Here is an 18,350-nt window from a genome sequence, read left to right on the forward strand (position 1 = left end):
CCCAGAAGAGGGGGCCGGGGCGAGATGCTCCGGCCCCTTTTTTCATGCTGGCGGCCCCTCGCAAGCATCGCTATCGTCCCTCGTCCAAATCACCAAGAAATGCGCGCGAAGCAGGGGTAATCGATGAAGGCGACGATCGAGCGGGCTACGCTTCTCAAGGGCCTGGGCCATGTCCACTCGGTGGTGGAGCGGCGTAACACCATCCCGATCCTCTCGAACGTGCTGATCGAGGCCGAGGAAGATGGCGGCCTCCGCCTGATGGCGACCGACCTCGACCTGCAGATCAACGAGCGGGTCGAGGCGAACGTCTCGGACCCCGGCGCCACGACGGTGCCCGCGCACACCCTGTTCGACATCGTCCGCAAGCTGCCCGAGGGCAGCCAGGTCGAGCTGATCGCGGCCGAGGGCCGGATGCAGGTCAATGCCGGCCGCGCCCGTTTCACCCTCTCCACCCTGCCGCGCGACGACTTTCCCGTGATCGCCGAGGGCGACCTGCCGACCGCGTTCGAGCTGCCGGCGGCGACCCTGCGCCAGATCATCGACAAGACGCGCTTCGCCATCTCGACCGAGGAGACGCGCTACTATCTGAACGGCATCTACCTGCACGTCTCCGACGAGGCGCAGCCGGTGCTGAAGGCGGCGGCCACGGACGGCCACCGCCTCGCCCGCGTCACCGTGCCGCGGCCCGACGGCGCGCAGGGCATGCCCGGCGTGATCATCCCGCGCAAATGCGTCGGCGAGCTGCGCAAATTGCTCGACGAGGTGGACGGCACGGTCCAGGCCTCCCTGTCGGAATCCAAGATCCGCTTCGGCCTCGGCACCGCCGTGCTCACCTCCAAGCTGATCGACGGCACCTTCCCCGACTACAGCCGGGTCATCCCGACCGCGAACGACAAGCTCCTGAGGCTCGACCCGGAGAGCCTCAGGGAGGCGGTCGACCGCGTCTCGACCATCGCCAGCGAGCGCACCCGCGCGGTCAAGATGTCGCTCGACCGGGACCGCGTCACCCTGTCGGTCACCTCGCCCGAGAACGGCACGGCCTCGGAGGAGATCCCCGCCGATTATGGCGCGGACGGCATCGAGATCGGCTTCAACGCCCGCTACCTGCTCGACATTCTCGGCCAGATCGAGGGCGACGTGATGGAGGTCCATCTCGCCGACGCGGCCGCGCCGACCCTGCTCAGGGAGAATGACAAGGCGCCCGCGCTCTACGTGCTGATGCCGATGCGGGTCTGACCGGGCCCCGCAAGGAGTCAGAATCATTGACTTTTCGGAGGGCGGTGCCTAGGTCGCGCGCTTTCCGGAATTTCCGTCTTTCAAGTGGAGCAGCCGCATGGCGCGCGTAACCGTCGAAGATTGCGTCGACAAAGTCCCCAACCGTTTCGACCTCGTCCTGCTCTCTGCGCAGCGGGCGCGGCAGATTTCGGGCGGCGCCGAGCTCACCATCGACCGCGACCGGGACAAGAATCCCGTCGTCGCGCTGCGCGAGGTCGCCGAGGAGACGATCAAGCCGCGCGATCTCGAGGAGGCCCTGGTCGGCAGCCTGCAGCGCGTGCAGGTCGACGAGGACGATGTCGCGGACGAGGTCGGCTCGCTGAGCCAGTCGGCCGAGGCCTTGCGCCTCACCGCCGCGGCCCCGCAGCGCAACAACAATGCGGGCGCCGATTACGACGGCTGATTTTCCGCCGTTTCCGCTGGTTTAATTTCGGCGCCGGAACCTCGACAGGGTTCCGGCGTTCCCTTATACTTGGCGGGCCTCGGCGCGGAGCCGGGTGCTGTCCGGGACAGGGAGCAAGATAATGAGAAAATTTGTGGGGTTACTTGCAGCTGCCGGGATGGCGGCTGCTCCAATTGCGGCAAGCGCTCAGGATGCGAGCGCGCTTTCGATTCGGGCCGCGGCGCCGATGTTCTCGGGGCTCAGTCTCCTTCAGGATGACGAAGAGAGCAATGGCGGCGGCAGCACGGCCGTGATCCTCGGCGTGGTGCTGATCGTCCTGATCGGCGTTGCCGCGATCAGCGGCAGCAACAGCGAGCCTTCGAACAGCCCCTAGGCGGGAGAGCCCCGGGCGGGCGCTGCGGCGCCCCCCGGCAGGTCCCCACGATCAAGCCATTCCAGCTCGGCGAGGTCCAGCACGCGGCCATCGGCGGCGTGCACCGCCATTTGCGCGACCGGGTGCCGGCTCATCCGGTCGACCAGGACCGGGTTGCTCGGGCTTCCTGAAATCCATTTGTCCCCCCACTGCCTGAGCGCGATCAGGGCGGGCAGCAGGTCCCGGCCCTTGTCGGTGAGCCGGTAGGCCACCTTGCGCCGGTCGGCCGGATCCGGCTCGCGCGCCAGGATGCCGTGCTCGACCAGCCGGCCGAGCCGGTTGGACAGGATGTTCCTGGCAATGCCCAAGGTCGCCTGGAACTCCTCGAAATGGGCGAGGCCATTGAAGGCGGCGCGGAGGATCAGGAAGGACCAGCGCTCGCCTACCGCCTCCAGCGCGGCCGGAAGCGCGCAGGTGCCGAGGATCGCCTTGCGATGATCGGGACGGATCATGACCGCCAGCTTACGCTGTTTTGCAACATTGTCATCCTCGTCGGGCGCGGCGCCCCGGGATGGAGCAATTTGCGTTGCGAATCGATACTCACACTCATATAGATTGCATATCGAAACCAAATCCGGGAATCACCCTCATGCTCCGCTTCGCCGTCCTTTCGCTCGCCCTCCTGCCCGTGCCCGCGCTCGCGGCGGGCTTCCAGGCGGAAACCAGCTCGCGCCCGGCGCAGGCGCGCTTCGTCGCGCGGGATTCGATCTGGCGCTGCACGGAGAATAGCTGCGTCTCGACCAACGAAACCGCGACCCGGCCGGCGATCGTCTGCGCCGCTCTGGCCCGCCAGGTGGGGGCGCTGCGCAGCTTCAGCGCCAATGGCCGCGCCTTCGGCGCCGAGGAATTGCAGGCCTGCAACGCCCGCGCGCGCTGAGCGGGCGGCCGCCGTTTTTGGTTGCCCCCGAGAGCGCCTGACACCATTTTAGGTCCGTGCTCAGGCAATATGAACTCGTCGAGAAGGTAAGGGGCTACGATCCCGACGCCGATGAGGCGCTGCTCAACCGCGCCTATGTCTTCTCGATGAAGGCGCACGGCTCGCAGACCCGGGCGTCGGGCGATCCCTATTACAGCCACCCGATCGAGGTGGCGGGCATCCTCACCGACCTGCATCTCGACGACGAGACGATCGTCACCGCGATCCTGCACGATACGATCGAGGATACGCTGGCGACCCCGGCCGAGATCCGCAAATTGTTCGGCAAGAACGTCGCCCGCCTCGTCGACGGCGTCACCAAGCTCTCCAAGATCGAGGCGCAGAGCGAGAGCCAGCGCGCCGCCGAGAATCTGCGCAAGTTCCTGCTCGCCATGTCGGACGACATCCGCGTGCTGCTGGTGAAGCTCGCCGACCGGCTGCACAACATGCGCACGCTCCACCATCTCAAGGATCCCGAGAAGCGCCGCCGGATCGCCCGCGAGACGATGGACATCTATGCCCCGCTGGCGGAGCGGATCGGCATGTACGAGTTCATGACCGAGATGCAGACGCTCGCCTTCCGGGAGCTGGAGCCGGACGCCTTCGCCTCGATCACCAGGCGGCTCGAGCGGCTGAACGAGGGCGGCGGCGGCGACCTCATCCAGCGCATCGGCCGCGGCATCAGGGCGCATCTCGAGGCGAACGGCGTCGAGGCCGAGGTCACGGGGCGCGAGAAGCATCCTTATTCGATCTGGCGCAAGATGGAGGAAAGGCACGTCAGCTTCGAGCAGTTGTCCGACGTCATGGCCTTCCGCTGCATCGTCGGATCGGTCGAGGAATGCTACCGGACGCTCGGCCTGATCCACCAGCGCTGGCACGTCGTTCCCGGGCGCTTCAAGGACTTCATCTCGACCCCCAAGCGCAACGGCTACCGCTCGATCCACACCACGATCATCCATGACGAGCAGATGCGGATCGAGATCCAGATCCGCACCCGCGAGATGCATGCCCAGGCGGAGCACGGCCTCGCCGCACACTGGGCCTATAAGGAAGGCGCGCCGATCGCGACCGCGGAGCACCCCTGGATCAACGATCTGGTCGAGATCCTCGACCATGCCGGCAGCGCCGAGGAGCTGCTCGAACATACCCGGATGGCGATGTACCAAGACCGGATCTTCGCCTTCACCCCGAAGGGCGAGCTGATCCAGCTGCCCAAGGGCGCGACGCCGGTCGATTTCGCCTATGCCGTGCATACCGACCTCGGCGACCAGACGGTCGGCGCCAAGATCAACGGTCGGGTGATGCCGCTCAGGACCCCGCTCGACAATGGCGACCAGGTCGAGATCCTGACCTCCAAGGCCCAGCACCCGCAGCCCGGCTGGCTTTCCTATGTCGTCACCGGCAAGGCGCGGGCGAAGATCCGGCGCTGGGTGAAGTCCAAGGAGCGCGAGGAGACGGTCGCGCTCGGCCGGAAGATTTTCGACGAGATCGTCCAGCGCATGCCGGCCAAGGTCGGCTGGGAGGCGATCACCGAGGGGCTGCGCCGCCTGCACCTGCCCGACGACGACGCGCTGATGGAGGCGATCGCGCTGAAGCGGATCGACGACGTGCAGGTGATGGAGGCGCTGCTGCCCGGCTCGACGACCCGGGACGGCGTCAAGCCGCCGCCCCAGCGCACGGCCATCTCGATCAAGGGGCTGACGCCCGGCGTCGCCTTCCAGCTCGCGGAATGCTGCCACCCGATCCCCGGCGACCGGATCGTCGGCCTCCGCCGCGAGGGCGAAGGGATCGAGGTCCACACGATCGGCTGCGAGAGCCTGGCGGACGGGGTCGATGCCGACTGGGTCGATCTCGCCTGGGGCGACCAGTCGGACGGCGGCGCCGCGAAGCTGCAGGCGGTGATCAAGAACCAGCCCGGCTCGCTGGCCGTGATCGCCGGCGTGCTCGGCAGCCATGGCGCGAACATCGTCGCGATGGACCAGACCTCACGCGACCCGAGCTTCCACACCTTCCAGTTCGACCTGGAGGTGCACGACGTCCAGCACCTGATGCGGATCATCGCGGCCTTGCGGGCGACCGACGTGGTGTCGACGGCGGAGCGGCTCTAGCCGCTACATCTGCTCCACGCGGAAAATGTCCCCGTCAAAGTCGACGATGTAAAGATTGCCCGCCTGGTCGAGGCCGAAGCTGGAAACGTTGTTGATCGTGCCCGCGGTCGGGGTGAAGGCCGTGCTGCGCAGGACGAACTGGCTGCGCGGGATGGTCTGGCCGATGCTCACCCGGGCGATCGGGATCGACCAGATGTTGGGAATCCCGAAGTCGGCGAAGAAGTAATTGCCGCGCAGCGCCTCGACGGGTCCGCGGTAGACATAGCCGCCGGTGACGACGAAGCCCTCGCGCGGGCCGCCGCCGTGCAGATATTCGGCGACCGGCGGCACGAGGCTCGCATTGGGCGTGCCGTTGAACACGGTCGTGCCCTCCATGATCCGCCAGCCGAAATTGGCGCCGGCGTCGACCGGGCGCATGAGGTTGATCTCCTCGCGTGAATTCTCGCCGACATCGCCGATCCACAGATTCTGGGTGACGCTGTCGAAGCTGTTGCGGAACGGATTCCGGAGGCCATAGGCCCAGATTTCGGGCATGCCGCCGCCCGCGGCGAAGGGATTGCCGGCGGGGATCGCATAGTCGCGCAGCGGATCGGCCGGGAAGGCGTCGGTCCGCGGATCGATGCGGATGATCTTGCCGTAGAGGACGTTGGTGTTCTGCGCGTTGTTGTTGGGATCGCCGCCGCCGCCGCCGTCGCCGATCGCGGCATAGAGCATGCCGTCGGGCCCGAAATCGAGCCAGCCGCCATTATGATTGGTGAGCGGATGGGCGAGGTCGAAAATCGTATCGGCCGTCGCGGGGTTCGCCTGATCGCGATTGCCTGCAAAAGTCTGGTAGCGGCGAAGCTGGATGCGGCCGTTGGGGTCGGTCAGGAAAACGTAGAAGGTTCCCGTGGCGTTGAAGTCCGGCGCCAGCGCGAGGCCGAGGAGGCCGCGTTCGCCGACCGTCGAGATTTCGGTCGAAACGTTGAGGAAGGCGGTGGGCGCGAGGGCGCCGGTCGCGGGGTCGAGGATGCGGATGAAGCCGCCCTGCTGGACGATCAGCAGGCGTCCGCTGCCGTCCGGAATGGGGGTCAGATAGAGCGCCGAGCCGATCCCGGTGGCGATGCGGCGGACCCGGAATGCGTCCGGCCCCTGGTTGGTGACGGTGACCGCGAGATCGAGCGTGGCGCTGGTCGTGCCGTCGCTGACCGCGAGCTGCAGCTGATAGACATTGTTCGCATCCGCGTCCGTCGGATTCTCGAAGTCCGGCGGCTGTGCGAAGGAGAGGGCGCCGGCAGCGGTGATGCTGAAGGCGGCACGGTCCGCGCCGCCCGACAGCGAAAAGGTCAAGGGGTTGCCGTCCGGGTCGGTCGCCGTGGCAGTATAGATCGTACCGGTGCTGTTCTCGGCCGCATTGGCGGTTGCCGGCGAGGTGATCGCAGGCGGCTGGTTGGCCGGCGGCGGTGGCGGCGGGGTTCCGCCTCCGCCGCCACCACTGCCACCGCAGGAAGCGAGGAGCAGCGCGATGACGGCAGCGCCGAGCCGGACCGAAATGCAGGACCCGAATCCCTTCGTCATGGCCGCAAGCTTTCACTGGGAGGGTTTCGAAATCGTTGAACGCACGAAACGGTGTTTCGATGCACGGCTATGATGCGTGCAACGGCCATGATAACGCACCCGCCATGACCGAAGCCCGCGACATGACCTATGGCGACTATCTGACCCTCGACAGGCTGCTGCATGCCCAGCATCCGGTGTCGGATCATCATGACGAATTGCTCTTCATCATCATCCATCAGACCAAGGAGCTCTGGCTCAAGCAGGTCATCCACGAGCTGAAGCTGGCGCTCGCCCTGGTTCGCGACGACAAGCTCATCGAGGTGCACAAGAATCTCTCCCGCGTCTCCCGCATCCAGGCGGTGATGACGTTGAGCTGGGACGTGCTCGCCACGTTGACCCCGACCGACTATCTGACCTTCCGCCACGTGCTCGGCTCGTCGAGCGGCTTCCAGTCCGCCCAGTTTCGCGAGGTCGAATATCTGCTCGGCCTCAAGGACGGCGCCCATCTGAAGTTTCAGGAAGAGGGTTCGGAGCAGCATGACGCGCTCGCCGCAGCGCTGGCCGTGCCCAGCCTCTGGGACGAGGCCAATGCCGCGCTCGCCCGGGCCGGCTTCGCGCTGCCGGCCGGGGTGCTCGAGCGCGACTGGTCGGCGCGCTACGAGCCGAACCCCGCCGTCGAGGCCGCCTGGGCCGAGGTCTACCGCGACACCGGCCGCTATTGGGAATTTTACCAGTTCGCCGAGAAGCTCGTCGACATTGACGACAGCATGGCCGTCTGGCGGCACAAGCATGTGGTGACGGTGGAGCGGGTGATCGGCCTCAAGTCGGGCACCGGGGGCACGGCCGGCGTCCCCTATCTGCAGAAGACGATCACCAAGCGCGCCTTCCCCGAGCTCTGGACGCTCAGGACCAGGCTCTAGGCCGGGAAGGCGGCGAGCAGGTCGACATCGCCGCTGATCTCCGCCGCGCCGGCCACGTCCCACGCCGCACCGTTCGTCAGCGGCTCTCCGTCGATCATCCCCCTCGTCGCCAGCGGCACGACGACCGCGGCCCCGTGCAGCGTGCCGGCCTTCGACCACCGCTCCACGCGAAAGGCGTTGCCCGCGGCGAGCACGGGGCCGCCCGCCGGCGTGGACGGCGGTGTCCACGGACCCGGAATGGCCACGGCCACGCCCTCCTCGAGATGCAATTCACGCGGGCGGCCGTAATCGTAGAGCCGGTAGGTGAGATCGAGATTTTGCTGGATCTCGATCAGCGAGATGCCGCCGCCGATCGCATGGATGGTGCCGGCCGGGGAATAAAGCAGTTCGCCGGCGCTCACCGGCCGCCAGTCGAGCAGGGCCTCGATGCTGCCGTCCAGCGCCGCCGCGCGCAGCGCCTCGCGCGACATTTCCTGCCTCAGGCCGAGCCCGATCCGGGCCTCGGGCGCCGCGTCCAGGATGAACCAGGCCTCGTCCTTGCCGCGCGCCAAGCCCTTCGCGCGCGCCGCCTCGTCGCCCGGATGGACCTGGATGGAGAGCCGCTCGGCGGTGAACAGATATTTGACCAGCAGGGCGGCGTCCGGCGGCGGCTCGAACCAGATCTCGCCGACCGGCACGTCGCCGCCGAGCGTGGGAAAGCCGGCCGGAAGGTCGTGTCGGCCCCAGACCCGTTCGACGGGGACCGCACGCAGCCGCGCGGCGCTCATCTTAACCGTCTTTCCATGGCCTTGCTCTAGTAAGCGAGACGGGTTGCCACAAGGTTGACCCGGGCTGGTTTCCGGCCGAGAGATTCGGCGGGGAGGCCGAGGTGGCGGCACGCAAGGTTCATCTGATCGCGGCGGCGCGGCCCAATTTCATGAAGGTCGCCCCGCTCTGGCATGCCCTGAAGGCGAGCGGCGACTATGAGCCCGTCCTGATCCACACCGGCCAGCATTACGATCCGAACATGTCAGGCGCAGTCTTCGCCGATCTGAAACTGCCCGATCCGGATTTCCATCTCGGGGTCGGCTCCGGCAGCCATGCCGAGCAGACGGGCAAGGTGCTGATCGCTTACGGGGCGGTCGCCGAGGCGCACCGGCCCGACTGGCTGGTCGTGGTCGGTGACGTCAACTCGACCGTTGCCTGCGCGCTCGCCGGCACCAAGCTCGGCATCCCCACCGTGCATCTGGAGGCCGGCCTGCGCTCGCGCGACCGGCGCATGCCGGAGGAGCTCAACCGGCTGGCCACCGACGTGCTCTGCGACGTGCTCTGGACGCCCTCGCCCGACGCCGACCGCAACCTCGAGGCCGAGGGCATAGCCCGGGACCGCATCACCCGCGTCGGCAACATCATGCTCGACAGCTTCGAGATGAGCCGGCCCGAGATCGAGGCGGCGGCGATGGCCGGCACGCTCGGCCTGACGCCGGGGCGCTACGCCGTGGTGACGTTGCACCGGCCGTCCAATGTCGACGATCCCGGCCAGCTCGCCCGTCTCGCCGGGGCGCTCGGCGCGGTGCAGGCGCGGCTGCCGGTCGTCTTCCCGGTCCATCCGCGCACCGCGCAGCGGCTCGCCGCGGCCGGCCTCGACACGAGGCTTGCCGGGCTCGGTGTCAGGCTGATCGAGCCTTTGCCCTATATCGCCTTCATGAGCCTGGTGCTGGAGGCGGGCGCGGTGATCACGGATTCGGGGGGGCTGCAGGAGGAAACCACCTATCTCGGCATCCCCTGCTTCACCCTGCGCGAGAATACCGAGCGGCCGATCACCGTCGAGCAGGGCACGAACCGCCTGGCGACGCCGGAGGCGCTGCCCGGCCTGCTCGATGCGGCGCTGGCCGCCGGGGCGCCGGCGCCGGTCCGCCCCGAATATTGGGACGGGGAAACCGCCGCGCGCTGCCTCGCCGACCTCAGGGCCCGCAATGGCCGGGGCGCCTGAGCCGCTTCGCCTCCTGCTGCTGCTGCCGGCGCGGCGCCGCCGCGACTGGCACGACCGGCTCGCCGCGGCGCTGGCCGAGCGGTATGACGTCATCGCCGCCAATGTCGCTTCGCCGGCCTGTCCGGCCCTGCTGAGGGGTATGCTGGGGGTGAAGCCGGTCCCGGCGGAAGCGGTCCCCGGCGGCGATTTCGATCTCGTCATCGACCTTAGCGAGCGGGGCGAGAGCCATTCCGCCGGCGTCCTGCGGCCGCTTTACGACGGCTCGCCCGACAGTCTGGCGCTGATCGGGCGGCTGCAGCGGGGGGAATGCCCCTTGCTCGAGATCCAGGAATGCGGCAGCGGCGCGATCCCCGCCTCATCCTATGCCGCGATCGGGGACAGCGGCCGGCTGGAGGGACGGCTGGACCTCGCCGATGCGCGGTTGGAGGTGCTGCTGCTGCGGGCCGTGGCGGGCGGCGGCATCGCGCTCGCTGACCGGCCGGCGCGGATGCCCGTCACCTTCAGCGCCGCGCGGCTGCTGAGGAGCCGGGCGCGGCGGCTGGCCGCGCGCCTGCTGGCGCCGATGCGACCGAGTGCCGGACCGGTTAGGCACTGGAACATCGCGCTTCGCTATACCGACCTGCCGCCGGACGTCCGTCATTTCGACCTCGCCGCCTATGCGCCGCTGCCGGTCGACCCCGGGACCTTCTACGCGGACCCGTTCGTGGTGGAGCGGGACGGCCAGGCATGGCTGTTCGCCGAGGCTTATCCCTATGCGGCCGGGAAGGGGGTGATCGTTTGCGCGGATGTTGGCGAAGGTGCCGCGCCTTGCGACTTCCGAACCATCCTCGAACGGCCCTGGCATCTTTCCTATCCGTTTGTTTTCGAATGGGAAAATGAGACATACCTGGCGCCGGAAGGGGCCACGCATGGCGGCGTCGAAATCTACCGTGCCACGGCCTTTCCGTGGGAGTGGAGACTGGCGCATCATTTGTTGCCGGATTGGCCGCTGGTCGATGCGACCTTGTTCGAGCATGAGGGCCGGCTCTGGCTGTTCGCCGGCGCGGCGACGCGGGGCGGCTCGGACTGGGACGAGCTCTTCGCCTGGCACGCCCCGGCGCTGGCCGGCCCCTGGACCCCGCACCGGCTGAACCCGATCAAGTCGGACTGCCGCAGCGCGCGGCCGGGCGGACGGCCGCTCCGCATCGGCGGGCGGCTGCTGCGCCCGGCCCAGCGCTGCGAGCGCGCCTATGGCGAGGCGCTGGCCTGGCTGGAGATCCGGACCCTGACCCCGGATGCGTTCGAGGAGGTCGAGGTCTCGCTCTGGCGCGCCGGGGTCGACGGCCGCAGCGGCCCGCACGGCGCCGACCTGGGCAGCCGCCTCCGCGCGGTGGACTTCCGGAGCCTGCTGGGCCCCCTGGAAAATGCCTGGCCCTAGTTCGGCGAGGGGAAGATGCCCTGCAGCGCGATGATGAAGCTCAGCGTCAGATAGGGCATCATATTGTTGTGCGGCTGGCTGCCGCCGACATTGGTCACCGCGTTCGGCGCCATCGCGCCGAGATTGGTCGGGTTGCCGTAGAGATTGAGCGCGGAGGTCTGCCCGCCCTGCAGCGAGGCGATGCTCGGCGCGAGGAACTTGTTCGTGCCCGCGGCGCCGGGGACCGAATTGGCAGCGGTGGCGGCCACTGCCGCGGTGCCCGCCTGCATGGCGTGAACGTGGGTCGGCATCGTCTGCTGCGTGATCGTGACCGAGGTCGAGCCGGCCGCCTCGCCGAGCGTGTGCCCCGACCCGACATGGATCGGCACCCGGCCGCGCAGGTTCGGCAGGGCGAAGGTGGTCTGGCCGTTGCCGCCATAAGTGGTGCCGAGCAGGGAGAAGAGCGCCTGGTTCTGGTTGATCGGCAGCAGCTGGCCGTTGCACTGCGCCCACCCCTTCGGCGTCCGATTCGGCCAGGGATTGATTTTGATCTCGGAGAGGAAGGGTTCGGACATCTTGCGGTTCCTTCAATTCGATCTGGCGACGGCTTCCGGCTGGCGGTCAGGGTCTCGCGGGGAAGATGCCCTGGAGGGCGATGCAGAAATTGAGGGTCAGATAGGGCTGCATATTATTGTGCGGCAGCCCGCCCCCGGCCGGGGAGAGCGCCTGGAAGGCCATCTGCCCGAGCGCCGGCTGGGGCGAGTTCGGGGTGTAGAAGGCGATCACGCCGGCGTCCGACCCGTTGTCCCAGATGCCCTTGGCCGGCAGCTGGCCGACCGGACTGGCGTCTTCCGGATTGGCGTCGTTGTTGCTGGCGTTGAAGATATGGGTGTGGACCGGAATCTCCGACTGGAGAAGGGTGATGCTCTCCACGCCCGACATCTCGCCGAGGTCGCGCAGGCTCAGCCCCTGGCCCTGGCCGGGCTGCATCGGCGCGCTGCCCTGCATGTCGGGCAGGGCGAAGGTCGACTTGCCGTCGCCGCCATAGGTCGTGCCCAGCAGCGAGAACAGGGCGGTGTTCTGCGACAGAGGAAGGAGCTGGCCGTTGCAGAAGGCCCAGCCGGTCGGCGCAAAGTTGAACGGGAAGATGCGCATCTCGGCGACAAATTGGTCGGACATGTCGGTCTCCGAAAATTGGGTCTCGATAAGCGTCGATCGCCGGGCTTCAGGTTTCGCTGGGGAACACCCCGAACAGCGAGATGATGAAATTGATGCACAGGAAAGGCTGCGTGTTCTCGTGCGGCTGGCTGCCGCCGGCCGGGCCGATCGTGGCCGGCGCGAGCGGCGACAGGGGCGCGTCGACGCCATAGGGCGCGGGGCTGGAGACCGGGGCGGTCACGCCGGGGACCGCGAACACCCGGCCCGTCGGCACATTGCTGTTGCCGGTGTCGCCGCTGCCGACCGCCGGATGGGTGTGCGAGGGGATCTGCTGGACGGTCAGGGTTTCCTGCTCGGTCCCGGCCATCTCGCCGATCTGGTAGGTGGTGCCGTCCGGGCCGGTGCCCTGATGGATCGGGACGCGGCTGGCGAGATTGGGGAGGTTGAAGGTTTCCTCGCCGTCACCGCCATAGGTCGTGCCGATCAGCGTGAAGAGAACGTCGTTCTCGGAGATCGGCAGGGTCTGTCCCTCACAGAACATCCAGCCATTCGGCGGGAAATTCCCGGCGAACATGCGAATCTCGCCGACAAAAGGCTGTCCCATCCGGATCCTCCTCGCAATTCAATGTGCGCGACCATGGCGGAGCGAGCGCCCTCCGCCGGATTTCCGGGTGCAAAGTGTCCCTGATTCAGCCGCCTGTCAAATGCCGCATTTACGGTTGCGTTAAACGACAAGTTACTTGCGCCGATTTCGCGAAAGCGAGTAATTGCTTAGATTTCAACAATCAAAGGACAATGTCCGACTTGATGACATGTTCGTTACTTCGGCGCGCCCCTATCGGCGGCGTTCCCCTGCACCTGTCGGAGCACCAGTTCTCATGCCGTCGCGGCGGCTTCCGACTTTGTTCCAGGTTAATCACTATTCCCGCGAGCAATATAAGAGACATAGGCTGTTCTTTGCTGGCGATGCCGGTTCGACTGTGCCATTGTGGCCGCCTAAACCTTGCGGGCCCCGGGCAGGACCCGGCGCCGGCGCCATAAAAAGGGTGGGGTTACATCATGTCGATCCGTTCGCGCATTCTCCAGTCCTACGTCCGCGCCATCGAGGGCAGTGACCCCCAGTCCTCCCGCGCCGGCCTGGCCGGCGACGAGGCCTCTGCCGCCCGCGCCGCCTTCCGCATGTCGGTCCACCCGGCCGGCGACGACACGGTGGGCTCGATCGACGTCCTGCCCAACGACCCGGGCCTGATCGGCGTGCCGACCACGCTCAGCCGGGCGCAGGTCGCGGTGGTCGGCTACAATACCGGCTTCTCGAGCGCCGGCGATCCCGCCAACACGACGAGCGACAGCCTGCAGTTCGTGATCCTGACCGCGATCGGCTCCGGCACAATCATCCGTTTCACCGACCGCGCCTGGAACGGCTCCGCCTTCGTCGCGGGCGGCGGCGACGGCTCGCTCGCCTTCACCGCGCCTTCCGACCTGGCGGCGGGAACGGTGGTCAGCCTCACCTTCAGCGGCGGCAATTTCAGCTACACGATCAACGGCGTCACCACCGCGGGCGGCAGTGCCGGCGGCTTCGACGTCAACGAGGCCGGCGACGCCATCTACGTCTATCAGGGCCCCGACGCGGACACGCCGACGACCTTCCTCACCGCGATCGAGATCGCCGACGGCAATTCCACCTTCAACGGCAACCTCACCAATACCGGCCTCACCGTCGGCACTACTGCCGTAGCCGTGCAATATGACAGCGCCGCCTATAGCGGGCCGACGACGGACGCCTTCGCCCACCTGCACAACAACAGCAGCCTGGTGGCGAACCTCCACGACAGCACCAACTGGACCGGCGACAATCATGTCAGCGGCGGCCAGGTCGGCCACGATCTGGTCGAGCAGGGGCCGTTCAACGTCGCGCCGGACCTCCAGCTCTGGTCCGCGGCCGGCGGCGGCGGCAACGGCATCGTCAGCACCAATATCGACGCGACGGTCAGTGGCGGCACGCTCGGCCACAATCTGGTGATCCGCTACACCAACGACCAGGGCGACATGGTGCAGGTGTTCGCCAACCCGCTCGACATCGCCTTCGACACCGCCGAGGGCAAGTTCTTCATCATCGATTCCACGGCGGGCGAAGACGGCAGGATCCTGCAGGGCAACATCTCCGACCTGATCGGCAACCCCAACACGCCGGTGACGACGACCCTGCTCTATTCGAGCAACCAGCCGCTCGGCAACGTGCAGTCCCAGATCCGCGACCTGCAGATCGATACGGTCAACAACCTCATCTACTTCACCCACGGCGAGCGACTGGAGAGGATCGCCTTCGACGCGGCCGGCCAGACCTCGACCGTGCTCGCCAATTTCGGCACCGGCAGCGGCAATCCGAACGGGACGTCCAACAATTTCATCGACGATTTCGTCATCAATTTCGCGACCGGCACCGCCTATCTGACCAGCCACCGGATCGTCGCCGCGCAGGACGGCGATATCGTCTCGCGCAACTATATCTACCGGGTCAGCAACCTCAGCGGCAGCGCGACCTTCGGCAACGGCCAGATCAGCGTGCTGCCGTTCAGCCCAGACGACGACGAAGCGAACAACGGCATCAACTTCGCGAACGGCGAAGGCTTTCCGCAGGAATTCGGCACGCTCGAGGGTATTGCCCTCTCCGCGGACGGCAACACGCTCTATTTCACCGCTGCCAGGACTTTGTACGACCACGATGGCGACGGCGGCTTCGCCGGCGACGGCAACCCGGCGACCACCGATCCGATCCTGACGCTCGGCGGCGTCTTCTCCTATTCGCTGGTCGGCAATCCGACCGGCGTGTTCACCGTGATCTTCCAGCCGACCGACGACGGCAATGACGGCTCGCAGGCGATCAGCGAGGTCAACGGCCCGCAGGGCCTGCTCGACGATCTCGAGATCGATCCGCTCACCGGCCAGCTCTATTTCCTCGATCTGACCGGCGACCAGCTCGGCATCACCAACCCGCCGGGCGACGAGGGCATCTGGCGGCTCAACGCCAACGGCACGGGCCTCGAGTTCATCCAGGCGATCTTCAACAATGACGCCCTCGGCGCGGGCAGCCTCTGGCTCAACCGCGCGCCGACCGTGACCGCCTCCACCCAGGCGACGCCGGGCGTGACCGAGGCGTCGAACGCGCCGGCCTCCGGCAGCACCGCGCTCGTCCAGCCCTTCCTCTCGCTCGACGTCACCGATATCGAGACCGCGTCCAACCCCACGCAGCAGCTCAACGGCGCGACCGTCTGGATCTCGAACAACTTCCAGTCCGGCGCGACCCACCAGGACACGCTGACGATCAACGGCACGACCAGCGGCACCGTCAACGGCATCACCTACACCTACAATGCGGCGACCGGCGCGATGCGGCTGACCGGCATCACCACCTTCAACAATTACGAGGCGACGATCGCGCTGATCCGCTTCAACACCAGCGGCGACGACGTGACCGCCTTCGGCGCCGCGCAGACGCGCACGATCAGCTGGGCGGTCAGCGACGGCCTCAACCACAGCGATCCGGTCAGCACGACGATCAGCGTCACCGGGATCAACGACGCGCCGGTAAACACGGTCGGCGCGGCGATGAACTTCACCGAGGACACCAGCGCCAATCCGGTGACCGGAATCTCGGTGTTCGACGTCGACGCCAATCCGGCGACGCAGGACATCACCGTCACCCTCTCGGTGGGCGTCGGCACGCTGACCATCCGCACCGACGTGGCGGGCGGCATCCAGGCGAGCGACGTGATCAGCGGCAACGGCACCGGCACGATCGTCATCACCGCCACCCAGAACGAGATCAACGCGACGCTCGCCAATGCGACGGGCCTCACCTTTACCGCGCCCGCCGATTATAACGGCTCCGCCAACCTCACCATCACCACCAACGACAACGGCTTCAACGGCAACGATCCGGCCCTGACCGGCACCGGCACGACCGAGCAGGACCAGGACGTCAAGGTGATCAACATCGCCGCGGTCGCCGACATCGTCGCCGACAACGTCTCGGTGGCCGAGGATTCGGGCGCCAACATTCTCGACCTGCTCGCCAATGACACGTTCGAGAATCCGACCCGCTTCATCAGCGCCGTCACGCAGGGCGCCCACGGCACGGTCACGATCAACGACAACAACACCGCCGGCGTCCTCACCGACGATTTCGTCGTCTACACGGTCACCGACCCCAATTATAATGGCAGCGACAGCTTCGATTATACGGTAACGTCCCCCGCCGGGGTCACCGAGACCGTCACCGTCAACGTGACCGTGACCGCGGTCAACGACCCGATCAGCACGACGGCGCCCGCTTCGCTCACGCTGGACGAGGACGCCCTGAACTTCGCCGTCGCCGGCCTCTCCATCGCCGACGTCGACGCGGCGCTCGCCCCTGCCGGCGTCTATGACGTCACCCTCACGGCGACGAACGGCACGCTGACCCTGACGACGCTCACCGGGCTGACCTTCAGCACCGGCGACGGCACCGCCGATGCGACGATGACCTTCCACGGCACGCTCGCCGACCTCAACGCCGCGCTTGCGACGGCCACCTACACGCCGACCGCCAATTATAACGGTTCCGCGACGATCACCCTGTCCGCAACCGACTTTTTCGGCGGCATCGTCGCCACGGGCACGGGCGCGGCGACCAACGACAGCGACATCATCAACGTTACCGTCAATGCGATCAACGACGCGCCGGTCAACACCGTCCCGGGCACCCAGACGATCAACGAGGACGGGACGATCACCTTTTCCGGCGGCCTGCTGATCTCCATCAGCGACGTCGACGCGAACGGCCTGGACGTGACCACCACCGTCACCGTGCTGCACGGCACGCTCACGGTCGGCGGCAATGCCGGCCTCACCTCGCTGACCGGCGACGGCACCGGGACGGTCGTGATCGTCGGCAGCGTGGCCGAGGTCAACAATGCCCTGAACGGCCTGCTCTACACGCCGACGGCCCATTATAACGGCCCGGACACGCTCACCATCACCACCAATGACGGTGGCAATACCGGCGCGCCCGGGGCGCTGCAGGACCAGGACACGGTCACGATCAACATCACGGCGATCAACGACACGCCGGTGGTGGCCGTGCAGGCCGCGGTCGCCTCGACCGAGCAGGTCACGGGCTTCATCGATCCGGCGGCCACGATCACCGACGTCGAGCTCGGCGCGCTGAACGGCGGCAATGGCGATTATTCGGGCTCGACGCTGACTGTCGGCCGCAACGGCGGCGCGGCGCCGGAGGACCTGCTGAGCTTCGGGCCGAGCGGGGCCTTCACCGTGAACGGCGCCAATCTCCAGGTGGGCGCGCTCGTCTTCGCCACCTTCACCGGCGGCAATGGCACTCCGCTCGTCATCACCTTCACGAGCAGCGGCACGCCGGCCACCCAGGCGCTGGTCAACGCGGTCGTCCAGTCGCTGCAATATACCTATACGGGCAACACCCCGCCGGCCTCGATCGTGATGGACTATACGTTCAACGACGGGGCGCCGGGCAATGCCGGCCAGGGCGCCGGCGGTTCGCCGACCGGCACCGACTCGATCACCATCAACATCACCGACACGCCCGAGAACGCGCCGCCGGTGCTCGATCTCAACGGCGCCGCGGCGGGCGACGGCAGCACCGCCGCGGTCACCGAGCAGTCGGGTCCCGGGACGCTGGCGCCCGATCTCACCATCACCGACGCGGACGACACCGATCTCGTCGGCGCCACGGTGGTGATCAGCGGCCCGGTGTCGGGCGACCTGCTCGCCGTCGCCGGCGTGCCCAATGGCACGTCCGGGACGATCAGCTGGGTGTGGAACGGCACCGACACGCTGACCTTCACCGGCACCGCGAGCCTCGCCGATTACCAGGCGCTGCTGCGCACGGTGACCTTCGAGGCCAATGGCGACGATCCGGGCACCAGCCGCACGATCAGCTGGAGGGTCAATGACGGCATCGACAACAGCAACCAGCCGACCACAATCGTCACCGTCACCCCGCAGAACGACCCGCCGACCCTGACCGGGACCGGGAACGACCCGACCTTCACCGAGGGGGGGGCGCGGTCGACCTGTTCAGCGGAGTCCTCGCCTCGACGATCGAGGCGGGTCAGACGATCACCTCGCTGACCCTGACCGTGACCAACGTCACCGAGAGCAACAGCGAGGTGCTGAGCATCGACGGCTCCGACGTTGCGCTCGGCAACGGCAATATGGTCGTCACCAGCGGCAACGGC

The 18,350-nt window shown here is 67.4% G+C and carries 15 protein-coding genes; 9 read left to right on the forward strand and 6 right to left on the reverse strand.

All coding sequences use genetic code 11. The annotated features are described in order from the left end of the window. Positions 1-123: 123 nt before the first annotated feature. The 3 genes from dnaN (at position 124) to VEC11_RS07445 (ending at position 2,051) form a co-directional block, all read left to right on the forward strand. Positions 124-1,236, forward strand: a complete 1,113-nt coding sequence (dnaN, locus tag VEC11_RS07435; RefSeq protein ID WP_464130004.1) for a DNA polymerase III subunit beta — start codon at positions 124-126, stop codon at positions 1,234-1,236. A gap of 97 nt (positions 1,237-1,333) precedes the next feature. Further along, complete coding sequence (rpoZ, locus tag VEC11_RS07440; protein WP_464130005.1) at positions 1,334-1,678, forward strand: DNA-directed RNA polymerase subunit omega; 345 nt, start codon at positions 1,334-1,336, stop codon at positions 1,676-1,678. A gap of 121 nt (positions 1,679-1,799) precedes the next feature. Then, positions 1,800-2,051, forward strand: a complete 252-nt coding sequence (locus VEC11_RS07445) for a hypothetical protein (RefSeq protein WP_464130006.1) — start codon at positions 1,800-1,802, stop codon at positions 2,049-2,051. Here VEC11_RS07445 and VEC11_RS07450 read toward each other — a convergent pair. Further along, entirely contained in the window at positions 2,048-2,542 is a 495-nt protein-coding gene (locus VEC11_RS07450; RefSeq protein ID WP_464130007.1) for a winged helix-turn-helix transcriptional regulator, read from the reverse strand. The two genes, VEC11_RS07445 and VEC11_RS07450, sit on opposite strands and share 4 nt — an antisense overlap. A 137-nt stretch (positions 2,543-2,679) precedes the next feature. On the opposite strand from VEC11_RS07450, the gene VEC11_RS07455 reads away from it, so the two are divergent. Together VEC11_RS07455 and VEC11_RS07460 are read left to right on the forward strand one after the other, a co-directional pair. Further along, a complete protein-coding gene (locus tag VEC11_RS07455) occupies positions 2,680-2,967 on the forward strand; it encodes a CC_3452 family protein (RefSeq protein WP_464130008.1) in 288 nt (95 codons plus the stop codon). A 56-nt stretch (positions 2,968-3,023) separates the two neighbouring features. After that, positions 3,024-5,114: a RelA/SpoT family protein gene (locus tag VEC11_RS07460; protein ID WP_464130009.1), complete on the forward strand. Its 2,091-nt coding sequence runs from the start codon at positions 3,024-3,026 to the stop codon at positions 5,112-5,114. A 3-nt stretch (positions 5,115-5,117) separates the two neighbouring features. Here VEC11_RS07460 and VEC11_RS07465 read toward each other — a convergent pair whose 3' ends face one another. Beyond that, a complete protein-coding gene (locus VEC11_RS07465) occupies positions 5,118-6,671 on the reverse strand; it encodes a PQQ-dependent sugar dehydrogenase (RefSeq protein WP_464130010.1) in 1,554 nt (517 codons plus the stop codon). A gap of 59 nt (positions 6,672-6,730) precedes the next feature. Here VEC11_RS07465 and VEC11_RS07470 point away from each other — a divergent pair, with 59 nt between their 5' ends. Further along, a complete protein-coding gene (locus VEC11_RS07470) occupies positions 6,731-7,573 on the forward strand; it encodes a tryptophan 2,3-dioxygenase (RefSeq protein ID WP_464130011.1) in 843 nt (280 codons plus the stop codon). Here the strand turns inward: VEC11_RS07470 and VEC11_RS07475 are convergent. Further along, entirely contained in the window at positions 7,570-8,340 is a 771-nt protein-coding gene (locus tag VEC11_RS07475; protein WP_464130012.1) for a class I mannose-6-phosphate isomerase, read from the reverse strand. The two genes, VEC11_RS07470 and VEC11_RS07475, sit on opposite strands and share 4 nt — an antisense overlap. Positions 8,341-8,441: 101 nt before the next feature. Here VEC11_RS07475 and wecB point away from each other — a divergent pair, with 101 nt between their 5' ends. Together wecB and VEC11_RS07485 are read left to right on the forward strand one after the other, a co-directional pair. Beyond that, positions 8,442-9,545, forward strand: coding sequence for a non-hydrolyzing UDP-N-acetylglucosamine 2-epimerase (gene wecB, locus VEC11_RS07480; RefSeq protein WP_464130013.1), 1,104 nt, complete (start codon positions 8,442-8,444; stop codon positions 9,543-9,545). Next, entirely contained in the window at positions 9,529-10,962 is a 1,434-nt protein-coding gene (locus VEC11_RS07485; RefSeq protein WP_464130014.1) for a glucosamine inositolphosphorylceramide transferase family protein, read from the forward strand. The genes wecB and VEC11_RS07485 overlap by 17 nt, the downstream gene beginning before the upstream one ends. Here VEC11_RS07485 and VEC11_RS07490 read toward each other — a convergent pair. From VEC11_RS07490 to VEC11_RS07500, 3 genes are read right to left on the reverse strand one after another with little or no spacing between them, the layout of a single operon-like run. Beyond that, positions 10,959-11,516 (reverse strand): phage tail protein, encoded by a 558-nt coding sequence (locus VEC11_RS07490; RefSeq protein WP_464130015.1) that lies wholly within the window; start codon positions 11,514-11,516, stop codon positions 10,959-10,961. The two genes, VEC11_RS07485 and VEC11_RS07490, sit on opposite strands and share 4 nt — an antisense overlap. A 46-nt stretch (positions 11,517-11,562) precedes the next feature. Continuing rightward, the gene (locus VEC11_RS07495; protein WP_464130017.1) at positions 11,563-12,120 is read right to left on the reverse strand and encodes a phage tail protein; all 558 of its coding nucleotides are present in this window, start codon (positions 12,118-12,120) and stop codon (positions 11,563-11,565) included. 46 nt (positions 12,121-12,166) lie between these two features. Beyond that, positions 12,167-12,703 carry a phage tail protein gene (locus tag VEC11_RS07500; protein ID WP_464130019.1) on the reverse strand — a complete coding sequence of 179 codons (537 nt, stop codon included), beginning with the start codon at positions 12,701-12,703 and terminating at the stop codon, positions 12,167-12,169. 455 nt (positions 12,704-13,158) lie between these two features. Between VEC11_RS07500 and VEC11_RS07505 the strand changes: the two genes are divergently transcribed. Further along, positions 13,159-18,243, forward strand: a complete 5,085-nt coding sequence (locus VEC11_RS07505) for a beta strand repeat-containing protein (protein WP_464130021.1) — start codon at positions 13,159-13,161, stop codon at positions 18,241-18,243. The last annotated feature ends 107 nt before the right edge of the window (positions 18,244-18,350 follow it).

Origin of the sequence: Allosphingosinicella sp. (genome assembly GCF_035626655.1) — a bacterium.
Lineage (GTDB): Bacteria > Pseudomonadota > Alphaproteobacteria > Sphingomonadales > Sphingomonadaceae > Allosphingosinicella.